Source organism: Flavobacterium sp. SOK18b, from assembly GCF_014156605.1.
Lineage (GTDB): Bacteria > Bacteroidota > Bacteroidia > Flavobacteriales > Flavobacteriaceae > Flavobacterium > Flavobacterium tiangeerense.
This window is the reverse complement of record NZ_QKNZ01000012.1, coordinates 103,827-125,315: the sequence shown is the minus strand read 5'-3', so window position 1 is coordinate 125,315 and position 21,489 is coordinate 103,827. Positions and strand designations below refer to the sequence as shown.

The 21,489-nt window shown below is 35.1% G+C and carries 17 protein-coding genes; 8 read left to right on the top strand and 9 right to left on the bottom strand.

Annotation, left to right across the window (positions count from 1 at the left end; genetic code table 11):
• Nucleotides 1–22: 22 nt before the first annotated feature.
• The 8 genes from DNC80_RS03300 to DNC80_RS03265 form a co-directional block, all read right to left on the bottom strand.
• Complete coding sequence (locus DNC80_RS03300) at nucleotides 23–610, bottom strand: hypothetical protein (protein WP_182649193.1); 588 nt, start codon at nucleotides 608–610, stop codon at nucleotides 23–25.
• A 6-nt stretch (nucleotides 611–616) separates the two neighbouring features.
• Nucleotides 617–1,204, bottom strand: coding sequence for a hypothetical protein (locus DNC80_RS03295; protein ID WP_182649191.1), 588 nt, complete (start codon nucleotides 1,202–1,204; stop codon nucleotides 617–619).
• A gap of 2 nt (nucleotides 1,205–1,206) precedes the next feature.
• On the bottom strand, nucleotides 1,207–5,805 hold the full coding sequence (locus DNC80_RS03290; RefSeq protein ID WP_220485198.1) for a hypothetical protein: 4,599 nt from the start codon (nucleotides 5,803–5,805) through the stop codon (nucleotides 1,207–1,209).
• Complete coding sequence (locus DNC80_RS03285; RefSeq protein ID WP_182649187.1) at nucleotides 5,786–5,998, bottom strand: hypothetical protein; 213 nt, start codon at nucleotides 5,996–5,998, stop codon at nucleotides 5,786–5,788. Before DNC80_RS03285 ends, DNC80_RS03290 begins: the two co-directional genes overlap by 20 nt.
• A 95-nt stretch (nucleotides 5,999–6,093) precedes the next feature.
• Nucleotides 6,094–6,876, bottom strand: a complete 783-nt coding sequence (locus tag DNC80_RS03280; RefSeq protein ID WP_182649185.1) for a hypothetical protein — start codon at nucleotides 6,874–6,876, stop codon at nucleotides 6,094–6,096.
• A 313-nt stretch (nucleotides 6,877–7,189) separates the two neighbouring features.
• The gene (locus tag DNC80_RS03275; protein ID WP_182649183.1) at nucleotides 7,190–7,834 is read right to left on the bottom strand and encodes a hypothetical protein; all 645 of its coding nucleotides are present in this window, start codon (nucleotides 7,832–7,834) and stop codon (nucleotides 7,190–7,192) included.
• Nucleotides 7,835–8,106: 272 nt separating this feature from the next.
• The gene (locus DNC80_RS03270; protein ID WP_182649181.1) at nucleotides 8,107–8,751 is read right to left on the bottom strand and encodes a hypothetical protein; all 645 of its coding nucleotides are present in this window, start codon (nucleotides 8,749–8,751) and stop codon (nucleotides 8,107–8,109) included.
• Between the two features lie 272 nt (nucleotides 8,752–9,023).
• The gene (locus DNC80_RS03265; protein ID WP_182649178.1) at nucleotides 9,024–9,668 is read right to left on the bottom strand and encodes a hypothetical protein; all 645 of its coding nucleotides are present in this window, start codon (nucleotides 9,666–9,668) and stop codon (nucleotides 9,024–9,026) included.
• A 290-nt stretch (nucleotides 9,669–9,958) separates the two neighbouring features.
• Between DNC80_RS03265 and DNC80_RS03260 the strand changes: the two genes are divergently transcribed.
• Nucleotides 9,959–10,687, top strand: a complete 729-nt coding sequence (locus DNC80_RS03260) for a porin family protein (RefSeq protein WP_182649177.1) — start codon at nucleotides 9,959–9,961, stop codon at nucleotides 10,685–10,687.
• On the opposite strand, the gene DNC80_RS03255 is transcribed toward DNC80_RS03260, so the two are convergent.
• On the bottom strand, nucleotides 10,682–11,287 hold the full coding sequence (locus DNC80_RS03255) for a hypothetical protein (RefSeq protein WP_182649175.1): 606 nt from the start codon (nucleotides 11,285–11,287) through the stop codon (nucleotides 10,682–10,684). The two genes, DNC80_RS03260 and DNC80_RS03255, sit on opposite strands and share 6 nt — an antisense overlap.
• Before the next feature lie 180 nt (nucleotides 11,288–11,467).
• Here DNC80_RS03255 and DNC80_RS03250 point away from each other — a divergent pair, with 180 nt between their 5' ends.
• From DNC80_RS03250 to DNC80_RS03220, 7 genes are all read left to right on the top strand, one after another.
• A complete protein-coding gene (locus DNC80_RS03250) occupies nucleotides 11,468–13,912 on the top strand; it encodes a bifunctional UDP-N-acetylmuramoyl-tripeptide:D-alanyl-D-alanine ligase/alanine racemase (RefSeq protein WP_182649173.1) in 2,445 nt (814 codons plus the stop codon).
• 90 nt (nucleotides 13,913–14,002) lie between these two features.
• A complete protein-coding gene (mscL, locus tag DNC80_RS03245; RefSeq protein WP_182649171.1) occupies nucleotides 14,003–14,416 on the top strand; it encodes a large conductance mechanosensitive channel protein MscL in 414 nt (137 codons plus the stop codon).
• 224 nt (nucleotides 14,417–14,640) lie between these two features.
• Nucleotides 14,641–15,630, top strand: coding sequence for an aspartate-semialdehyde dehydrogenase (locus DNC80_RS03240; RefSeq protein WP_182649169.1), 990 nt, complete (start codon nucleotides 14,641–14,643; stop codon nucleotides 15,628–15,630).
• A gap of 101 nt (nucleotides 15,631–15,731) precedes the next feature.
• Nucleotides 15,732–16,085 carry a hypothetical protein gene (locus DNC80_RS03235; protein WP_182649167.1) on the top strand — a complete coding sequence of 118 codons (354 nt, stop codon included), beginning with the start codon at nucleotides 15,732–15,734 and terminating at the stop codon, nucleotides 16,083–16,085.
• 150 nt (nucleotides 16,086–16,235) lie between these two features.
• A complete protein-coding gene (locus DNC80_RS03230) occupies nucleotides 16,236–18,443 on the top strand; it encodes a TonB-dependent receptor (protein ID WP_182649165.1) in 2,208 nt (735 codons plus the stop codon).
• A 154-nt stretch (nucleotides 18,444–18,597) separates the two neighbouring features.
• The gene (locus DNC80_RS03225; RefSeq protein ID WP_182649164.1) at nucleotides 18,598–18,963 is read left to right on the top strand and encodes a DUF1016 N-terminal domain-containing protein; all 366 of its coding nucleotides are present in this window, start codon (nucleotides 18,598–18,600) and stop codon (nucleotides 18,961–18,963) included.
• Between the two features lie 404 nt (nucleotides 18,964–19,367).
• Nucleotides 19,368–21,467, top strand: coding sequence for a prolyl oligopeptidase family protein (locus DNC80_RS03220; protein WP_370628682.1), 2,100 nt, complete (start codon nucleotides 19,368–19,370; stop codon nucleotides 21,465–21,467).
• Nucleotides 21,468–21,489: the final 22 nt, after the last annotated feature.

Below are 21,489 nucleotides of genomic sequence, written 5' to 3'. Positions count from 1 at the left end.
AGCAGTATAATTGCCAGAGATTTTATAAGGTTAAACTTGCTGTTACAGTATATTTGATTTCGATATTATAAGTACCTGCAGGGCATAAAGAGCTTGGTTTAATCCTAAATTGAATTGGGATATTTTGCATGCAGCCTACAAATTCCATTATTAGTGCAGCTTGCGATGCATTAGTAGGAACTGTAACGTAGCTTCCCCCGTTAGCAGGAGTTAGATTTCTTGGTCCTAATGGCTTTATTAATAAGGTATCATACGTACTAGTAGAAGGAACTCTTTGCCCACTGTTTATAGTTGTTTTTGCTTCAAGGATGACATTTGCAGGAGCATTAACAGAATTGATGTAAACCCTATACTTAAACACATTGCCTTGACAAACAGTTGTTGAGGGGACTAATAAAATGGGATTTAATATAAAACCAATTCTAGTAGCATCAAAAGCAGTTTCAAACCCTACCGTGTTGTCATCAACTCCAGCCTCCAATACTACGTTGTTCGTTGATTGAATAAAACTTGGTGATCCGGTAACGGTAAGGGTTCCATCTAAAAGTTGAGCTTGTGAATAATGGGAGCTTAATAAGAGAATAATGGCTAATATGATTGATTTTTTCATTTGTTGTTATTTAATTTCATAAATGATTTCAAATCCATTGGGTAGTGATAATCCGCTCTGGTTTTCTACTGTAATTCTAAGATTATAACCAGTGCCTAGGCCATTTCCGGTGTAGCCACTTGCAAAATTGTTAATCAAGATTTGTTCAGTAGTACTCAAGGTAATTGGGGCGATATTTTGATTAGCGATAAATGACCCACCAATACTTGTTGCAGCTATAACCTGAATTTTTATCAAAATGCCAGCAGGAACTATTTGGTTTGTGCGCACATAAATTTTAGCATTAGCAAAATTCACACCTCGATAGGTATAATTTAACCAAATGTTTTCATTTGTTGAAATTCCGCCAACACCAGTTGCAGGTAAACCAGCTTCTAAGTTATTGACACTAACTCCAAAACTTATAGTGTTGCTAGGGTCAGGCTCTGCATCAATAATAGCAATGGGTTGAAGGCTCAAAGTTGCAAAGTTGGAGCGTTGGCCTCCTCCTAGCAAAAATGAACTAATATTATTTGCATCAATCGTTTGTTGAGAAAGGCAAATATTAAGGTTCAAAACCATTAACGTTACTAATATGTAATTTATATTTTTCATCCTTAAGATCCTATTGTAAAGTTTTTACTTTTAAACTGTACTTTACGTTCTTTGCCTTTTACAGGTACATTGATAGTGATTTTTTGTCCTTCTTTTACAGTGATTTGAGTTTCTTTTTCAATTTCAAAAAACTCTTTTCCTTTGTAACGTGTAAGTTTTAATTTGTATGTTCCTGGAACAATATTTTGAAATTTGAAAACTCCTTGCGCATTAGACTCAACGTTGTACGTGAAGTTTTCATTTTCAATTTTTAGATATCCTTCCAGATTATTACCGTTTGGCCTTGACAATTCTGGAAAAACAAGAGTTCCTATTATTGAGGATGCTCGCACAATTGTTATGTTTAATTCTGCTTTTTTATCTTTTTCTACAGTAACTTGAAATGGCGTTTTTGTAGCGGGAATTATTCCAAATGGAAGGGTAGACTCATCCATTAAAATATAATTCTTTCCAAGAGGTAAGTTATTTAACTCAAAAACTCCTTTGGCATTGGTAACAATACTTTTTCCAGCTGCTATAATTTTTATTCCTTTTACATCTATGCTTTTATCATTGACTTGAATTAAGCCATTTACCCCACCTTGTTCTAGAATTCTTTTTATTGGAACTCCAAACGAATAGGTGTAGGTTCCAAAGGCAAGTAGTTCCTTTTTATTGGTCACTCCAGGATTTTCAAAATAATTAGCTCGGATTTCAAATAAATGATTTTTAGCTAGAGTCACCATTAACATTGCATTTATGAAATCACGTCTTAAGTAGGTGTCTTCTGGGCTGAAACCACTATTGTAGGTGGTATTGAATCTAAAGTTTCTGTTGAAATTATAGTCAATACCAACACTGTAGGTATAGAAGTTTTCATTAGCATTCCTATCATTATATCGATTGCTGTAATTGTGATTAATACCGCTTCTAAGTGAAAAATGATTTGAGAACCGATAAGAGGCATCTAAATTATGAGAATATGTTGTTCTGTATTGCAAATCGTTGCTTAATAAATTTTGCGTTTCGGCAATTCTTCCAGTAAAGCCAAAAGCGAAAGTCCTACCAGAGAAAATATATCTGTAATCAATTCCAGATTCTTTATAAAAATAACTTTTGGGCTCAAGTTGATCCTCTCTTATTCTTCTATCTACGCGAATATCAATATAACTTTTAGGTCCAAAACGGTATCCTATTCTACCGAAATAATTTTCAAAATAGGGCTCAGCAGCAAAAAACAAAGGGTTTAATCTCTTATTTACTTCAGATAAGGTTTGTCCAACGACAAAATCGAACTTTCTAAATTTATAAGACAAGCTATTGCTATATTCAATACTGTTTCTAATGATTCCAAAGTAATTTTCACCTGAAAATGTAAAACTTCCACTGTAAGTCAAATCTTTCATCTTTTGAACAAGGGTAACAAAATGAGCTTGATCAGTGTGTTTATTAGTAACGCTTAGTGAAGACTCTGCGTTGATAAACGTGTTTTTTGACCTAAGTTCAAAATTAGCAGTACCAATTTGACCTTTTTCATCCAAGTTAGCTTCTATGTTTTTGTTGGCTCCCATAACAGTTCCTTTAGAGCTTTCTACTGCAAATCCTAATAAGGCGTTCTTATTAAAACGATAAACAGATTTAAAGCCAAATAGTGCTTCTGAATTAAAGCTGTACAATCTCGGCTTCGTAAAGAAAGCAGATAGTGTCCAATTATTTATATTTTGATCAACTCTAAATCCCATTCCAAATCGGCTATCAAAACCTAATCGATTGATATAGTAGGCGTGATCTCCTAGATATACGGTCGTGTTATTATTGTATTTATAGATTAAACTATATTGATCTGTAATACCGAAATTTTTTAAATTCTTTTGTTGAGGCGCTCGTATGATCAAATTTAAGTAATTTTTTCTTTTCAAATCCAAAAATCCATCACCTATAAGTTCCCCTGAAATGGTTGAATAATGTTCGTCTTGAAATGTATTACTATTATAGTTAACACTAAAGCGTAATGGATATCTAAAAAACGGATCTGCTTGTTTAAGTTTTGTGGGGAACACTTTTGTGCTGCCGTAAGCTTTGTAAGACTTGCCAGAGGTTACACTCATCGCATTTAAAGAGGTTGTGATAGTAGTAAAGTCATAGTATTTTGCGTCAGTTTTTTGCATTAATTCAACTGTTGCCGTCATATTTGGGCCTAGTTTCATCAATTTCCCTCCTTTAATGGTGTTTGTACTGGATAATGAGATTTCTTGTTCCACATTACCTCTGTTTTTAATTTCATATTTGGCCGTTATCATTTCACCTGCTTGCACTTTCTCTGAAGTGTATAGATTATACACCTCTAGGTCTAAGTTTGGTTCAATGTTAAAAACAACTTCTTTTGAGCCAATTTTACTTCCATTTAAATTTTTAACGATAAAAGTCGCAGCAGTGTTTCCGGATGGATTGTCTACCGGTATATTGAAACTAATTAACACCATTTTCTTTTGGTTAGCCTCCAATACTCCAATATCACTTATAGAAATCAAGCTCCAATTGCGAGGCAATTCAGCTATAAGTTTTAAATTAGAAGTACTGTTTTCACCATTTTCAATTTCGATAATTAACGTATGGCTTTTATTTGTTGGATAACTTTCTTTAAGGTTTAAGACCCGAATTTTAATTTGTTCGATTCCTGAAGCATTTTGTTTTTTTTCTTTTGTTTCAACAATTGTAGCAGTAGAAATTTTTATATTTTCGGATGCGGGTACACTTTTTTTATTGGTTTCAGAAGTTCCTTTTGCTAAATCTTCCTTAGAATTAGTAGCAGAGGCAACTTTTTGTTTGTCTACAGTTTTAGGGTTAGTAGTGTTTCCTTTTTCTGGAATTATAGTGTTTTTAGTGTTTTGTTTTGTGCTTGATTTTTCACTCGCGTTACTGTTGTTTTTTACAGTATTTTGTTTCGATAAGCTTGATTTCGATGCGTTTGTAGCAGCAAGTTTTATATTAGCCTCTTTTGCTGGTGCTTTTGCCGATGAACTTGTAGCGGTATTTTTTACGCTATTTATTGCTAATTTTTTATCGTTTTGTTTTGACTGTGCCTCTTTTACAGCTGCAACTCCAGTCGAATTATTATTCGTTTTTGCCGCTGCCACAGGAGCAGTTTCATTTGGAGCAGCACTTGTTTGAGTTTTGTCTTTTGTAACCGTACGCTGGACGTCCTCTTTAGTTAACGATTTTACATCGTTTTGTTTTTTGTTATCAGCTGTAGCATTTTTAGTCGTATTTGCTACTGTTGTATTGTTGTCTGGTTTAGACTTTAATTCTTTTACTCCGGTAACTCCAGTTGCATTAGTATTTGTTTTTGCCGCTGCCACAGGAGCTGTTTCATTTAGAACAACACTTGATTGAGTTTTGTCTTTTGCAATAGAACGTTGTACATCCTCTTTGGAAAACGATTTTACATCGTTTTGTTTTTTGTTATCAGTTGTAGCATTTTTAGTCGTATTAGCTACTGTTGTATTGTTGTTTGGTTTAGACTTTAATTCTTTTACAGCTGCAACTCCAGTAGCATTAGTATTCGTTTTTGATACGGCCAATGGAGCAGTTTCATTTAGAACAACACTTGATTGAGTTTTGTCTTTTGCAATAGTACGTTGCACATCCTCTTTAGTAAACGATTTTACATCGTTTTGTTTTTTGTTATTTGCAATAGCATTTTTAGTCGTGTTTATTTCAGTAGCATTACTATTCGTGTTTGATGCAGCCAATGGAGCTATTTCATTTGAATCAGAGTTTGCTTGAGTTTTATCTTTTAAGAAAGCACGTTGCATTACTTGTAACTCATTTTTGGTAAACGATTTTACATCATTTTGTTTTTTGTTATCTGCTATAGCATTTTTAGTCGTGTTTATTTCAGTAGGATTACTATTCGTGTTTGATGCAGCCAATGGAGCAATTTCATTTGAATTAGAGTTTGCTTGAGTTTTATCTTTTGAGAAAGCACGTTGCATTACTTGCAACTCATTTTTGGTAAACGATTTTACATCATTTTGTTTTTTGTTATTCGCTGTAGCATTCTTAGTCGTGTTTGTTTCAGTAGCATTACTATTCGTTTTTACCACGGCCAATGGAGCTATTTCATTTGAATCAGAGTTTGCTTGAGTTTTATCTTTTGAGAAAGCACGTTGCATTACTTGCAACTCATTTTTGGAAAACGATTTTACATCATTTTGTTTTTTGTTATCTGCTATAGCATTTTTAGTCGTGTTGATTTCAGTTGCATTACTATTCGTTTTTGATGCAGCCAATGGAGCAGTTTCATTTGAATCAGAGTTTGCTTGAGTTTTATCTTTTGAGAAAGCACGTTGCATTACTTGCATCTCATTTTTTGTAAAAGATTTTACGTCATTTTGTTTTTTGTTTTCAGCAATAGTATTTTTAGATGTGTTTATTGATGTTGTATTGTTATTTTGTTTGGATTTTATTTCTTTTTCAGCTGGAACTCCAGTAGCATCAGCGTTCGCTTTTGCCGCTGCAATTACATCAGTTTCATTGGAATCATTATTTCCTTGAGTTTTATCTTTTGAGAAAGCACGTTGCATTACTTTCATTTCTTCGTCAGTAAACTTTTTTTGCATCGTTTTGGTTAGAAGCGCCAGCATTACGATCTTTTTCTGTGATTTTTGATGTTGGTTCTGCATTTGATGTCTCACTTGCTTGTTTCTTATAGTAATTCGATGAGTCATTATCCTCATATTGAATTGGTGTAGTTGTAGGTGTTGAAGTAGTACTCACACTTACTGTATCCAAATCTTCAGACTGCACTCCCATCCCACATCCTATGTAGAGGGGTAGAAGTAGATAGATGAATTTATATACAGTTTTCATAGTAGAGGATTATAATTAATGGAATGGGACTGTAAGCTTTAGTCTATAGCAAGACTAACATTAGTTCCTACAAATTTTTCTCTCGAATCAGCAACCAAAAGACAGGTGTAATTTCCTTTAGGTAGTTCGGAAATGTTGATGGTGTAATCTTTGCAAAAACCAGGGAATACTAAGCCTCTAATTGTTGTTTTTTGAAAAATATTTTTCCCTTCAGAATCATAAACCTCTAAGGATAATTTTACGCCTTCTATAAATGAATTTTGATTAGCAATTTTAACTATTAAGTTTTTGTTATCTGTAGTTTTGTCAATGTCAACTTTTTGGAAATCTAAGCTTACTTCATCAAGGCTATTTACGTTTGTTATTAATGCAATAGCATATCTCATTTTTGTGTTCAGGCCTATGTTGTGAGCAAGTTTTTCTTTTTTTATAGGTTTGTCTATGTCAATCATTAACATGTTCCAGAAGGTGCCTCTTATTGCTTGGTCTTTTGGGATGTTGATTGTAAATCTATAACTATATTGTTCTTTTGGATTCAGTATCTTGTCCATTAAACTGCCATCAAACCAGTTTAAAGATGATTTTAAGTGGGATTGTGTAGTTGAAAATGTTCGATCTCCTAAGCAAGAAAAAATAGCTTCTTGTAAACTAAAGGATACTGTTTGCTGTTCATCTGAATTATTCAGTAGAATTACTTCGCCCTGGATTTGAGTGCCAGAGATTCCTGAATAAATATGTGTTAATCCGTTTGTTACAACAACACTCGAGTAGGTCAAATTCACGAATAAAAATAACGCGATAATTAAGTATGTCTTTTTCATTTTTAGGTTTATTAAGAAAATAATGGGATAGGGGTTTTTAACTCTATACTAAAGTTAATATCTAAGTCGGGAAATTGATAGTGATTTTCGATAGCCAGCTTGTTACTGCAGTTAAACGGTATTATTTAGTCTTTGAACTATTTTGACAAGTCATAATGATATTAATGTGGTCTATTTTTGATTGAAGATGTCATAAAATAAGACTGCTGTGTTGCTGTTAACTGTGTTTTTAAAATCAATCCAAAAAAAAGAGAGGTTCTATACACTGTGTAAAGAACCTCTCTTGGTAGATGGTAAAAATAAATGTAGTGCATTAAATATCAGTCAAAGTGTATTTAAGAGTTGCACTGTAATCCCCAGCACGGTATAATGCAAAGTTTCCATTTTGCTCCACAGTGTAAGTTAATTTTACACCTCTAGCCAAATCTCCGGTGTAAACACTTTCAATGCTGTTTACTAATAGTGCATCAACACCAATTGCATTTGTTACTCCTAAACGTACTCCTGCAGCAGTTACCGTTCCAGCAGAATCTGTTGTACCTCCATTAGCAATTATTGCTGGAGCTACAGGTGTGATTTTTAAATCTAAACTTGCTGGAAATGTACTACCCGCTTCTAACTGAACATTGATCTGACGGGTTAAGTCGTATCCGCTTCCATTTGCTGCTGTCGCTACAACGCTTGTGTAATTCAAGTATAAATTTGTATAACTCAAGGCTGAAAACGCGTACAAACCAGCTTCACGATTGACTCCAGTTTGTGTAGCATTAGCCATGTTGAATACAACAGTTGCAGCTTCTGTTCCGGTATTGCTGTCATAAATGTCTATCAATGCAATTTCTGGCACACTTACATTTAAAAGATGTGTAGCAGTGTTGACATCGCTGTTGTCTTGAGCATTTGCATTGCTGGCAAATAAGGCAGCAACGGCTACGAATAATAGGTTAACATTTTTCATAATATGGTTTTTTTAATTATTAATATATTTCAAAATTACAATCTAAGTTCGTTGTTAGGTCTGGTTTTTCGTTAGACTACATTGAAGTATAGACGAAAACAAGTCCATCAAAGTCTTGCTGTAAATGATGTGGACTTGTTTTAAAGGAAAAAATTAACATTTCTTCTTAACCATCTGTGATTGCTAAGTCAGCATGTTTATTGCCAAAAAAAAAGGTTCTATACAGTGTGTAAAGAACCTTCTTTGTAGGTGGTAAAGAGAAATGTAATGCATTATATATCAGTCAAAGTGTATTTAAGAGTTGCACTGTAATCTCCTGCACGGTACAACGCAAAGTTTCCATTTTGTTCTAATGTGTAGGTTAATTTTACACCTCTAGCTAAATCTCCTGTATATACACTTTCAATACTTGTTACTAATAGCGCATCAACACCAATTGCATTAGTCACTCCTAGTGCTACTCCTGCAGCAGTTACTGTTCCAGCAGAATCTGTTGTACCTCCATTAGCAATAATTGACGGAGCTACAGGTGTGATTCTTAAATCTAAACTTGCTGGAAAGGTACTACCTGCTTCTAACTGAACGTTGATTTGACGTGTTAAGTCGTATCCGCTTCCATTTGCTGCTGTAGCGACAACACTAGTGTAATTCAAGTATAAATTTGTGTAACTCAAGGCTGAAAACGCGTACAAACCAGCTTCACGATTGACACCGGTTTGTGTAGCATTCGCCATGTTGAATACAACAGTTGCAGCTTCTGTTCCAGTATTGCTGTCATAAATATCTATCAATGCAATTTCTGGTACACTTACATTTAAAATGTGTGTAGCAGTGTTTACATCACTGTTGTCTTGAGCATTTGCGTTGCTAGCAAATAATGCAGCAACGGCTATGAATAGTAGGTTAACATTTTTCATAATATGGTTTTTTAATTATTAATATATTTCAAAACTACGACCTAAGTTCGTTGTTAGATCTTGTTTTTCGTTAGATTGCATTGAAGTATAGATGAATACAAGACCATAAAAGTCTTGCTGTAAATGATGTGGACTTGTTTTTAGGTAAAAATTAAGGATTTCTTCTTAACCAACTGTGATTGCTAAGTCAGCATGTTTATTGCCAAAAAAGAAAGGTTCTATACGTAGTGTAAAGAACCTTCTTTGTAGGTGGTAAAAATAAATGTAATGCATTATATATCAGTCAAAGTGTATTTAAGAGTTGCACTGTAATCTCCAGCACGGTACAACGCAAAGTTTCCATTTTGTTCTAATGTATAGGTTAATTTTACACCTCTAGCTAAATCTCCTGTGTAAACACTTTCAATACTTGTTACTAATAGCGCATCAACTCCAATTGCATTAGTCACTCCTAGAGCTACTCCTGCTGCAGTTACTGTTCCAGCAGAATCTGTTGTACCTCCATTAGCAATAATAGACGGAGCTACAGGTGTGATTCTTAAATCTAAACTTGCTGGAAAGGTACTACCTGCTTCTAACTGAACGTTGATTTGACGTGTTAAGTCGTATCCGCTACCATTTACTGCTGTAGCTACAACACTAGTGTAATTCAAGTATAAATTTGTATAACTCAAGGCAGAAAACGCATACAAACCAGCTTCACGGTTGACACCAGTTTGTGTAGCATTAGCCATGTTAAAAACAACAGTTGCAGCTTCTGTTCCGGTATTGCTGTCATAAATGTCTATCAGAGCCACTTCTGGTACACTTACATTTAAAAGGTGTGTAGCAGTGTTGACATCGCTGTTGTCTTGAGCATTTGCGTTGCTAGCAAATAAGGCGGCAACGGCTACGAATAGTAGGTTAACATTTTTCATAATATTGGTTTTTTAATTATTAATATGTTTCAAAGCTACAATTGATGTTCGTTGTTAGATCTTGTTTTTCGTTAGACTGCATCGAAGTATAGACGAATAAAAGCCTTTATATGTTCTTGTGAAAATAGGATTTCTAAAAAGTGTTGGCTTCTAGTTGTAAGTTTTATGATTCGCTTATTTGTACTCTATTACGGTAATGGAGAAAATTCACCAAATAAATGTGTCAAAATCCTATCTTTGTATGATGGCTATAGAGAATAGCACTCATCATTACTATATCAAAAGAGAATATGAAAAGGATATCGTTCCAGAACAAATCTGCGTGGTTGTTACTACCTTGCTTTCTATTATTTCCTTTTTCTGCTGTTTTTTCTCAAGAAATAGCTCCCGTAAAAGAAGAATCCGTCAAAATAGATTCATTATACAGAGAAGATCAGTTTTATTTTGCTTTATCATACAACTCATTGGTAAACAGACCTGCAGGAGTGTCTCAAAATAAATTTTCTTCGGGTGTATCGCTGGGTTTTTTAAGAGATATGCCTATTAATGCTAATAGGACTTGGGCCATAGCCACAGGACTGGGATTTACTTATAACAATTTCAATCAAAATCTTTTAGTGAATGAGCAAAATGGTGTTGTGAATTACCAACTCATTCCTGCCGATGTCCGTGTAGATAAAAACAAGTTTTCTCAACTCTCAGTGGATGTGCCTATAGAATTAAGATGGCGTACATCAACTTATGAGAGTCATAAGTTTTGGCGCATTTATACGGGTTTAAAATTTAGTTATTTGTTGTATGATCGTTCCCTTTTTAACGGAAGTCCAGAGCGTATTATAGTTCAAAACAATTCTGATTTTAATGCACTTCAGTACGGAGCGTATCTTGCTACGGGTTATAACACTGTAAATTTGTACATGTATTATGGTTTAAATCCTTTGTTTCAAAAAGCAACATTAAATGGAGCTTCTGTAAACATGAGAACATTTAATTTGGGAATTATTTTTTATATCTTATAACCACAAGAACAATAAAAACAATTGTGGCGCAGCGCCTAGTGCAAAACCAATAACGAGTTCTTTATAGGTGTGCGCGTTCATTACCAGTCGGGAGGATGCTATAAGTCCGTTCAATAAAATGAGTAATGCAACGGTAATTGTATTTTGCAATTGCAAATGCATGCTTAAACCTATAATAAAAACAGTCAAAGAGCTTATGCTTAGTAGGTGTAAGCTTGCTTTAATGTTCATAAAAAGCAAGAGTAATGCCATTAAACTACTAAAAAGTCCCCCAATTAAAAAGAAATGCAATTCAGGATAACGATTAATCACGATTGTGTTTTTGACTAGCAAAATAATTAAAAAACAATGCAATAATAACGGAATCTTTCGTTGTGCAATTTTATAAACCATTACCGAATCAATTTGTCCTGAAACCTTTAGGATAAAAAATCCCAATATAGGAATACACAAGGTTAATAAAGCCACTTGAAAGAGCACAAATAATTTTTCTTGAAACTGAAACGTGTTTCCACTATACCACATATATAGAAAAGCTGCTATAGTTGGTATAAAAACAGGGTGAAAGACATAAGAGAAAACAGGAAGGATTTTTTTCAAGACAATTTTTTTTGAAAACAAATATAATGAATCTTATAAGTGTAAAAAACACCCTTTTTCTTTTGCTACTTGTTTTTTGAATTCTAGAAGCTTTATCCTAGAAAGAGCGTGTAATTTTTGTGTATTTTTGATAAAAATTAAAGCTTAATTGCAATTTTAAGTAAGATAATAAGGAGAACTATGAGTCAAAAAATTCTAGCAAGTTTGCAAACAATTCAATCCGTGCGTCATGGCGATTTTGATAATGATGACTTAGATGCTGTTTCTATTGATAGCCGATCGTTACAAAACGGAATTCAAACGCTTTTTTTTGCTTTGGTTGGCGTGCAGCATGACGCGCATGACTATATAGATGATCTTATTGTATCGGGAGTTCAAAACTTTGTAGTCACTTTTATCCCAAAAGAGTGCGAAGGAAAAGCTAATTTTTATGTCGTTGCTAATACGATGACGGCCTTGCAAGAATTTGGAGCATATTACAGAGCGCTTTTTCAAATTCCAGTTATTGGGTTAACCGGTAGCAACGGAAAGACCATTGTTAAGGAGTGGCTCAATTTTTTATTGTCTCCAGATTACAATATCATTCGCAGTCCAAAAAGTTATAACTCACAAGTTGGCGTGCCATTATCTGTTGTTGCCATAAATGAAAAACACAACTTAGGTATTTTTGAAGCAGGTATTTCAACTCGTGGCGAAATGCAAAATTTAGAAAAAATCATCAAGCCAACCATAGGAGTGCTCACCAATATAGGTACTGCACATGACGAAGGATTTACCAATACAACTGAAAAAATTAAAGAGAAATTATTATTATTTCAAAATGCTGAAGTACTAATTTATTATAAAAATCAAACCGTTGAAGCATACTTGCCATCGGACATACAAAAATTCTCTTGGAGTTTTTTAGATCCCTTAGCAACCGTACTTGTTACTAAAGAACTGAAGGATGCGAATACTATTTTGCACATTCATTATATTGAAGTGGTTTTCGATGTCAAGATTCCTTTTTTTGATGAAGCTTCAATAGAAAATGCCATTTCTTGTATTTTAGTTTTGTTGTTTTTACATGTTGAGGTCAATACTATTCAGGAGCGTATATCGCAATTGTATCCGGTTGAAATGCGCCTGAAATTAAAAAATGGCATCAACAACTGCAATATTATTGATGATAGTTATAGTAGTGATTTCCAGTCATTGAAAATTGCATTGGACTTTCTTGAAAATCAAAAACAGTCTAAGAAAAAGACTTTGATTTTATCAGATATTTTTCAAAGCGGATTATCCCTTGAGGAGTTGTATGATAAAGTTTCGTATCTCATCAAGGTCAATAATATTGATCGGGTAATCGCTATTGGTGAAACTATTAGTAGATTTCAAGATAAGTTTACCAATGCTCTTTTTTACAAAACGACAGCCGAGTTTATTGCCGATATAGCACAACTAGATTTTTTTAATGAAACCATTTTAATAAAAGGAGCAAGAGCATTTCAATTTGAAGAAATAGTGTATTTACTCGAAGAGAAAACACATGAAACTGTTTTGGAAATCAATTTGAATGCGATCACGCACAACCTAAATTTTTTCAAAGCTAAGCTTAAGCCAAATGTAAAAATTATGGTAATGGTCAAGGCTTTTGGATATGGTAATGGCGGTCTTGAAATTGCAAAATTGTTAGAGTTTAATAAGGTGAATTACCTAGGTGTGGCCTTTGCAGATGAGGGAATAGCATTAACAAAAGGTGGGATTAAAGTTCCTATTATGGTTCTCAATCCAGAAAGCACTAGTTTTTCAGCAATTATCAAACATAAATTAGAACCAGAGATTTACAGTTTAAAAGGACTTTACGCCTTTTTAAAAATTGCCAGCCAAAAAGGATTAGAGAATTTTCCCATTCATATTAAGATGGATACTGGAATGCATCGATTGGGTTTTGAAGCGGCTACAATAGACGAATTGATTTTGGCTTTGCAAGGAAACAAAACAGTACAAGTCAAAAGTATTTTATCACATTTAGCAACTAGTGATGATCCTTCTCAACATGATTTTGCTCGATCACAAATAGCGCTTTTTGAGCAACTATCCTCAAAACTGATGGCTCAATTACCGAATGTTCCATTGCGACACATCTTGAACACATCTGGAATTAGTAATTTTATGGATGCTCAATATGATATGGTTCGGTTGGGAATTGGTTTATATGGAGTTTCAAATGATAGTGACGAACAACATAAACTACAGAATGTGGGTACACTGAAATCCATAATTTCACAATTACGTACTATTAAAACAGGAGAAAGCGTAGGGTATGGCAGGCGATTTGTAGCTTCAAAAAACACGGTAATTGCCACGATACCTATTGGTTATGCTGATGGAATTTCAAGAGGATTGGGCAATGGTGTAGGTCATGTACTAGTGCGAAATACTAAAGCGGCTATTGTGGGTAGTGTCTGTATGGATATGTTGATGGTTGATGTGACTGGAATTGATTGTAAAGAAGGAGATGTTGTGGTGCTTTTTGGAGAGCAGCTCCGAGTGAATGAAATTGCTGAGAAATTAAATACAATTCCTTACGAAATATTAACGAATGTATCTCAACGGGTAAAACGTGTCTTTTATAGAGAATAGTTATAATTTTGTTAATTTTTTGCTTATTCGCATTAAAAATTTATTTAAGTTCGTGCTCACAAATAAATATTAAATTAAAATTAGATTATTATGGGATTTTTTAGTGATTTCAAAGCTTCTTTGATGAAGGGCGATGTACTAAGTCTTGCTACTGCTGTAGTAATGGGTGGTGCTTTTGGTAAAATTGTTGGATCTGCTGTTGATGACGTAATTATGCCTATAGTAGGTTTAGTAACAGGCGGAATAGATTTTACCCAGAAATTTGTGGCTTTAAATGGCAATTCTTATCCAGATTTAGCTGCTGCAAAAGCTGCTGGTGCTGCCGTAATTACATATGGTAATTTGGCACAAGCAATCATCAATTTTGTAATTATTGCTTTCTTTATTTTTGTAGTGTTAAGAGCTGCTGAAAAAGCTAAAAAGAAAGAAGAAGTTGCAGCTGCTCCTGCTGGTCCTACTCAAGAAGAGTTGTTAACTCAAATTAGAGATTTATTAAAAAAGTAATTTCCGCTACATTATATATTCTAACTAAACCGCCACGTAATTGTGGCGGTTTTTCTTTGTGTATATTTCATTCTGTATCTAAGTTTTGGCATAAACCAAATAGAGCTCGTTTAATAAAAAGTTTGTTTTGTAACATTTTGTTATTTTTTGTGAACGGTGTTGAAATGTTTTTAATATTAATTACTTTTGTTCTTCAAATGTAAACCTAGAAAAAAAAACATACGATGAAAATAGCAGTTGTAGGAGCCACAGGAATGGTAGGCGAGATCATGTTGAAAGTTTTAGCCGAAAGAAACTTCCCAGTAACAGAATTAATTCCAGTAGCATCAGAACGTTCTGTAGGGAAAGAGATTGATTTTAAAGGTCAAAAATATACTGTTGTGGGCTTGCAAACTGCTGTTGACATGAAAGCAGATATTGCTTTATTTTCAGCTGGAGGAGAAACTTCTCTGGTGTGGGCTCCAAAATTTGCTGCTGCGGGAACTACGGTTATTGATAACTCATCAGCTTGGAGAATGGATCCTACAAAAAAACTTATTGTTCCAGAGATTAATGCTGATGCGCTAACTGCTGCTGATAAAATTATAGCCAATCCAAACTGTTCTACTATTCAAATGGTGTTGGTATTAGCGCCATTGCACCGTAAATACAATATCAAACGTGTGGTTGTTTCAACATACCAATCCATCACTGGAACAGGAGTTAAAGCAGTACAACAATTAGAAAATGAATATGCAGGTGTACAAGGTGAAATGGCCTATAAGTATCCTATTCACCGCAATGCGATTCCACAATGTGACTCTTTTGAGGAAAACGGTTATACCAAAGAAGAGATGAAATTGGTTCGTGAAACACAAAAAATATTAGATGACAGAACTATTGCTGTAACGGCTACTGCGGTACGTGTTCCTGTTGTAGGTGGACACAGTGAGGCGGTGAATGTGGAGTTTACAAACGACTTTGATGTGAGTGAGGTAAGAGCCATTTTACACCACACTGATGGAGTTGTTCTTCAAGATAACATTGATGCTTTTACTTATCCAATGCCACTATATGCTGAAGGGAAGGACGCTGTTTTTGTGGGTAGAATTCGTCGTGATGAAAGCCAAGAAAATACTTTGAATATGTGGATTGTTGCTGATAACTTGCGCAAAGGAGCTGCTACAAATACAGTTCAAATTGCTGAATATTTAGTAGCTAACAAATTGGTGTAAACCAGTTTTTTGTACTTTAACAAAACCATTTGCTTCACGAAAAAATATTTTTGTGAAACAAATGGTTTTCTTTTTTCTTGTTTTTGCTATCTTTGGCGCTAATGAAAATAAACAAACTCATAGTTAGTTTTTCTCTGGTTGTTACGGTATTGTGCTCAATGCTGTTTCAGTCCTTGCATACCTATGAGCACTGGTCTAAACAGCTTTCCCAAAAGCAGTGCCACCATAAATACAATGTCACCGGTAAGGAGATAACACACCAACACAAAAAAGTTGATCACTGTTATGTATGCGAATTTGCGCTAGGAAGTTACATACCTCCAACAAATTTGTCGTATCAATTGTATGCAACTATTGATAAAATCCCATATTTTTTTACTGCATCGCAAACGGTTATTTCGTTTTCTGGCAGTTTGTATTCCCTTCGAGGTCCCCCAGTAACTAGTTTAAGCTAAATTTATTTCAGCTTCTGTAATTTTTTATTCCAGGCAAGTTCATTCATTTGATTTTGCTGGATGCAGTACTATTTACTAAATAATTCCGCTAGCACAAGCCTCCTTGTTTTAAAAGGCTTACTGACTAGAAGGATACTACACTAATTTTCAATGAAAAAAATGATCATATCCCTATTATTGGGATTTACGGCAATGCTTCAAGCGCAAAATACCCTTTCGGGAACAGTAACAGATTTAAAAAACCAACCCATAAAAGGCGTTTCAGTCTATGCATCAGAATTGCATAAAGGGACTACAACAGATGAAAACGGAAAATACACTCTTTCCAACTTGCCCAATAAAAACTTAAAAATCAGCTTTACGTTCATAGGATTTGCCACCCAAAACAAAACCATAAACACTCTTCAAAAAGAAAATACACTTGATGTTATGCTCGAAGAAGCAATTTTCGAAATGGATGAAGTGATTGTTTCAACGGCTTTCAATAAAATCCAATCGCAAAATGTCATGAAAGTGGAGCACGAAAGCATCAAAAATTTACAACGAAAAGGAACAGCCACTTTGATCGAAGGATTGGCAACCATTCCTGGAGTTTCTCAAGTTTCTACAGGAACCTCTATTGGGAAACCGGTAATTCGTGGTTTGAGCGGAAACCGTGTTTTGGTGTATTCGCAAGGCGTTCGAATAGAAAATCAACAATTTGGCGACGAACATGGTTTGGGATTGAACGATTCTGGAGTTGAAAGTGTTGAGGTTATAAAAGGACCGGCTTCATTGTTGTATGGTTCCGATGCTTTGGGTGGTGTTTTGTATTTTAACCCAGAAAAATTTGCTGATGCAAATACCTTTAAAACAAACTTCAGTCAAAGATATTTCTCGAATACCGCTGGTAGCAGTTCTTCATTAGGTTTGAAAACATCAACCGATAACTGGAAATTTATGGCTCGTGGAAGTTACAATACTCATTCTGATTATAAAGTTGCCGATGGCGACCGAGTGACAAATACCCGTTACAATGAAACCGATTTCAAAACAGGAATAGGATACAGCAATGCTAAATTTTCAAGTGTGTTGCGTTACAATTACAATGAATTGGATTTGGGAATTCCAGAAGATGGGATTGGAGAACAAACAACAAGCAAGAAAACTGGATTTCCAAAACAAGGAGTTTTCAATCATTTATGGAGTTTAAACAATGTTTTCTTTTTCGAACAATCAAAACTGGATGTTGATTTAGGCTATGTTGCCAATGATCGAATTGAGTTTGAAGACAGTAATGTGGCGGTTTTACAAATGAAACTAAAGACATTCAATTACAACGCAAAATACCATTTGCCAAAAATGGGAAAAATAGAAACCATTGTAGGCGTGCAAGGGATGCACCAAACCAATGTGAATTCTGGAGAAGAATATTTGATTCCAGATGCCGTTACAAATGATTTTGGTGTTTTTGGAACCGCAAATTATGAGTGGAAATCTAATGTGTTGCAAGCCGGGTTGCGTTTTGATAATAGAAATGTTACTACAGAGGCGCAAGGAATTTCAGGCGAAGAAGGTTCTTTTGAAGCGATCGATAAATCATACGATAGTTTTAATGCTTCGTTGGGTTATAAAACAAATTTGGCCGATGATGTAACGTTGCGTTTGAATGTGGCTTCGGGATTTAGAGCGCCAAATCTTGCTGAATTAACTTCAAATGGAGTGCACGAAGGTACCAATCGATATGAAATAGGAAACAGCAATTTGAAAACAGAGCAAAATGTACAAACCGATTTAAATTTAGAATACAAAGTGGATCATGTTGAGTTTTTTGTCAACGGATTTTACAATCACATCAACAATTATATCTACACCTCTCCAACAGGAGAGATAATCGACGAAAATGCGGTGTTCGATTATATTCAAGATAATGCAAAGTTGTACGGAGGCGAAATAGGATTGCATTTTCATCCGCATCCATTGGATTGGTTGCATTTTGAAACGAGTTTTGAAACCGTAACAGGCAAAAAACAAAATGGAGATTACTTGCCATTAATTCCGGCTAACAATTGGAACAACACTATTAGAACCGAATTCAAAATCAAAAATTGGTTGGAAGATGGTTTTGCAACTTTAAATGTTGCTAGCACATTCAGCCAAAAAAATGTAAGTGGATTTGAAACCGAATCGAAAGGGTATAACTTAGTAAATTTAGGTTTTGGTGGAACCGTGAAACTAGGCAAAACGGTATTTGATGTCAATATCAACGGGAATAATTTATTCGATAAAGGATACATTGCACATCTTTCTCGCTTAAAAACGGATGGTATTCCAAACATTGGAAGAAACATCGTTTTTGGGGTGAATTTTAACTTGTAAATCAATTGCTTCATCCACATATCAAAAAAACGCTATTCGAAAGAGTAGCGTTTTTTTTGGCTTTAAGTGCAAAAAGTACGGGTTACTATTTCAGTTCTTTTTTTCGTATTATTGTATGTGTAATCGAGTTAAATTTTTATAATCCAAAATAACGATGCTGCAAAACCAATCTGTAATTCCTGATATTAAAGCCATTATAGCAGCTTCAAAAGACAAAGCAATTAGGGCGGTTGACAATGAAAGAACATTGATGTACTGGCATATTGGGCAACGTATTTTTGAGGAAGAACAAAACGGAAAGGACCGTGCTGATTATGGGACTTATTTAATTAAATTTCTTTCACAACAATTACAGCCAGAATATGGAAGTGGTTTTTCTTATCGCCAATTAAATTGGTATCGCCAATTTTATCGCACTTTTCCAATTGTGTCCGCACTGCGGACACAATTGAGTTGGACACAATATAAATTTCTTTTGGCAATTGACAATCAGTTTAAAAGAGAATTCTATTTTTCTTAAATCTGTAAACGTAGAGTTGCTAAATTTTGAGTAAAGAAAAGACAGAGAATAACAAACTGTTCAGACGCAAATGTTGACCAGAAAACATAGAACAATCAGCTATGAAATCAGTAAGAATCCGTTCAATCTGTGTTATCTGTGGCCTAATTTTAAATACTTCCGTAGTGCGGACACACTTGTACCGACTTTAAAATTTATTAAACTTAAAACCTAAATTCTGAATCATAGAAAATTTGAATAATTCGTGGTAAGAAAAATATTTATTGCTAAATAAACAGAACATTACCCGAATCAGTAGTTTTTTTTTAGTTTTATTTAAGACTTTTCCACCTTTACCACACTAACTATTTCCCTATTTTTGTAACAACCTAAAAAATTAACTAATGAAGAAATCCTTTTTAATAATGGCTGTAACCTCTGCAATGGCAACTTTTAGCCAAAATAAAAACGAAAAAATAACATACCCAACGACCAACAAAGGTACTACGGTAGATACTTATTTTGATGCAAAAGTCCCAGATCCATACCGTTGGCTCGAAGACGATAAATCAGCTGAGACCGGTGCTTGGGTCAAAGCCCAAAACGAAGTAACCTACGGGTATCTCAATCAAATTCCGTTTCGTGATGCGTTAAAAGCAAGAATGGAAAAGCTTTGGAATTACGAAAAAATAGGTGCGCCTTTCAAAGAGGGGAATTTCACATATTACTACAAAAACAACGGTTTGCAAAACCAATCAGTGTTGTACAGAAAAGATGCCAAAGGAACCGAAACGGTTTTCTTAGATCCCAACACCTTTTCTAAAGACGGAACCACATCACTTGGCGGATTAGATTTTTCCAAAGACGGTTCAAAAGTAGCCTATGCCATTTCAGAAGGTGGAAGCGACTGGCGCAAAGTAATCATCATGGATGCCATTACCAATACAATTATTGAAGACACCATTGTCGATGTGAAATTCAGCGGCGTGTCCTGGAGAGGGAATGAAGGTTTCTACTATTCTAGTTATGACAAACCAAAAGGAAGTGAATTATCAGCAAAAACAGATGAGCACAAACTCTATTTTCATAAATTAGGCACAGCTCAAAAAGACGATCAAATTATTTTTGGTGCCGATCAAAAACGCCGTTATGTAGGCGGTGGCGTGACTGAAGACGACCGCTACCTTGTCATATCAGCCGCCAACTCCACCTATGGGAACGAGTTGTACATCAAAGATTTAACAAAACCAAACAGTCCTATTGTGACTATTGTAGATAATTTCAAGAGTGACAACAACATCATTGAAAACGAAGGCGGAAAATTATTCATAGAAACTGATTTAAATGCGCCCAACAAACGCATCGTTACTGTGGATATCAAAAACCCAAAACCAGAAAACTGGAAAGACTTCATTCCAGAAACAGAGAACGTTTTAGCACCATCAACAGGTGGCGGTTATTTCTTTGCAAATTACATGAAAGATGCCGTTTCATTAGTAAAACAATATGATTATTCCGGAAAATTGATACGCGAAATCAAACTTCCAGGAGTAGGAACAGCGGGCGGTTTTGGCGGAAAGAAAAAAGAGAAAAACCTTTATTTCTCCTTTACAAATTACATCACACCGGGTTCTATTTTTAGTTTAGATACACAAACAGGAACCTCTGTTGTGTATGAAAAACCAAAAGTAGATTTCAATACGGATCTGTATGAGTCTAAACAAGTGTTTTACACCTCAAAAGACGGTACCAAAATCCCAATGATTATCACCCACAAAAAAGGATTAAAACTTGATGGGACAAATCCAACCATGCTTTACGGATATGGCGGATTCAACGTGAGTTTGACACCAAGTTTTAGCATAGCCAATGCCATCTGGATGGAAAACGGAGGTGTATATGCCGTACCCAACTTACGCGGTGGTGGCGAATACGGAAAAAAATGGCATGATGCAGGAACCAAAATGCAAAAACAAAACGTATTTGATGATTTCATTACAGCAGCCGAATATTTAATTGCTCAAAAATATACCTCTTCACAATACTTAGCCATTCGTGGTGGGTCAAACGGAGGTTTGTTAGTAGGCGCTACCATGACACAACGCCCAGAATTAATGAAGGTAGCCTTGCCAGCAGTAGGCGTTATGGACATGTTGCGTTACCATACCTTTACCGCAGGAGCAGGTTGGGCGTATGATTACGGAACAGCTCAGGACAGCAAAGAAATGTTCAGTTACATTCAAGGATATTCACCGGTACACAACGTAAAAACAGGAACCCAGTACCCAGCCACTATGGTTACAACAGGAGATCATGATGATAGAGTAGTGCCGGCACACAGCTTTAAGTTTGCTGCTGAGTTGCAAGAAAAACAAGCAGGAACAAACCCAACCCTTATTCGCATTGACATCAATGCAGGACACGGTGCCGGAAAATCAGTAGCAGCAACCATACAAGAAAACGTAGATATACAAGCCTTTACGCTCTACAACATGGGGATTATGACCATCCCTGCAAGTAAATAAAAACAACAGAGGCTACGGTGCG

Bases quoted from the DNA above. Each gene is read 5' to 3' on its own strand.
- mscL (WP_182649171.1), top strand. From the start codon at position 14,003: ATGGGATTTTTTAGTGATTTCAAAGCTTCTTTGATGAAGGGCGATGTA.
- DNC80_RS03280 (WP_182649185.1), bottom strand. From the start codon at position 6,876: ATGAAAAAGACATACTTAATTATCGCGTTATTTTTATTCGTGAATTTG.
- DNC80_RS03295 (WP_182649191.1), bottom strand. From the start codon at position 1,204: ATGAAAAATATAAATTACATATTAGTAACGTTAATGGTTTTGAACCTT.
- DNC80_RS03230 (WP_182649165.1), top strand. From the start codon at position 16,236: ATGAAAAAAATGATCATATCCCTATTATTGGGATTTACGGCAATGCTT.
- DNC80_RS03260 (WP_182649177.1), top strand. From the start codon at position 9,959: ATGAAAAGGATATCGTTCCAGAACAAATCTGCGTGGTTGTTACTACCT.
- DNC80_RS03285 (WP_182649187.1), bottom strand. From the start codon at position 5,998: ATGGGAGTGCAGTCTGAAGATTTGGATACAGTAAGTGTGAGTACTACT.
- DNC80_RS03225 (WP_182649164.1), top strand. From the start codon at position 18,598: ATGCTGCAAAACCAATCTGTAATTCCTGATATTAAAGCCATTATAGCA.
- DNC80_RS03265 (WP_182649178.1), bottom strand. From the start codon at position 9,668: ATGAAAAATGTTAACCTACTATTCGTAGCCGTTGCCGCCTTATTTGCT.
- DNC80_RS03270 (WP_182649181.1), bottom strand. From the start codon at position 8,751: ATGAAAAATGTTAACCTACTATTCATAGCCGTTGCTGCATTATTTGCT.
- DNC80_RS03220 (WP_370628682.1), top strand. From the start codon at position 19,368: ATGGCTGTAACCTCTGCAATGGCAACTTTTAGCCAAAATAAAAACGAA.
- DNC80_RS03275 (WP_182649183.1), bottom strand. From the start codon at position 7,834: ATGAAAAATGTTAACCTATTATTCGTAGCCGTTGCTGCCTTATTTGCC.
- DNC80_RS03240 (WP_182649169.1), top strand. From the start codon at position 14,641: ATGAAAATAGCAGTTGTAGGAGCCACAGGAATGGTAGGCGAGATCATG.
- DNC80_RS03290 (WP_220485198.1), bottom strand. From the start codon at position 5,805: ATGCAAAAAAAGTTTACTGACGAAGAAATGAAAGTAATGCAACGTGCT.
- DNC80_RS03235 (WP_182649167.1), top strand. From the start codon at position 15,732: ATGAAAATAAACAAACTCATAGTTAGTTTTTCTCTGGTTGTTACGGTA.
- DNC80_RS03250 (WP_182649173.1), top strand. From the start codon at position 11,468: ATGAGTCAAAAAATTCTAGCAAGTTTGCAAACAATTCAATCCGTGCGT.
- DNC80_RS03300 (WP_182649193.1), bottom strand. From the start codon at position 610: ATGAAAAAATCAATCATATTAGCCATTATTCTCTTATTAAGCTCCCAT.